This is a genomic window from Amycolatopsis sp. WAC 01376, from assembly GCF_003947415.1.
Lineage (GTDB): Bacteria > Actinomycetota > Actinomycetes > Mycobacteriales > Pseudonocardiaceae > Amycolatopsis.
This window is the reverse complement of the sequence record NZ_QHKL01000028.1, coordinates 1-635: the sequence shown is the minus strand read 5'-3', so window position 1 is coordinate 635 and position 635 is coordinate 1. Positions and strand designations below refer to the sequence as shown.

Sequence of the window (635 nt, the reverse complement as noted above, 5' to 3'; positions counted from 1 at the left end):
ACGGGCTGCCGTCCGGACGTCCGGCGGTGGTCGTGCTGCACGGCTGCACGCAGGACGCCGCCGGATACGCGCGTGGCTCCGGTTGGGTCGGGCTCGCGGACAAGCTGCGGTTCAAACTAGTTCTGCCACAACAGGTTTCGGCGAACAATTTCAGCAAGTGCTTCAACTGGTTCCAGGCGGCGGACATCAAGCGCGGCTCCGGGGAAGCCGAATCGATCGCGCAGATGGCGCGGTATTCGGCCGGGAGCCGGACGTACGTGACCGGCTTGTCGGCCGGTGGTGCGATGACTTCGGTGCTGCTGGCGGCCTACCCGGAACTCGTCGCGGGCGGCGGCGTCGTCGCGGGGCGTCCGTACGGCTGCGCGACCTCGATGATCGACGCGTACTCCTGCATGAACCCCGGCAAGGATCTGACCCAGAAACAATGGGGTGACAAGGTGCGCGCCGCGGGCACGGGGCCGCGTTCGCCGGTCAGTGTCTGGCACGGGACCGCGGACTACACGGTCGCTCCGATGAACATGCGCGAGCTTTCCGAGCAGTGGACCGACGTCGGCGCGGCCGTCGACACGCACGCCGTCGGCGGGATGGGGCACGGTCAGCCGATCGCGCCGGGATCCGGCTGCGGGCAGGCGGGG

1 protein-coding gene is annotated in these 635 nt (G+C 69.3%); it reads left to right on the top strand.

The features are described 5' to 3' along the window. The coding region (locus DMH03_RS41975) for a PHB depolymerase family esterase (RefSeq protein ID WP_125797552.1) at nt 1–635 on the top strand (635 nt) is incomplete at both ends.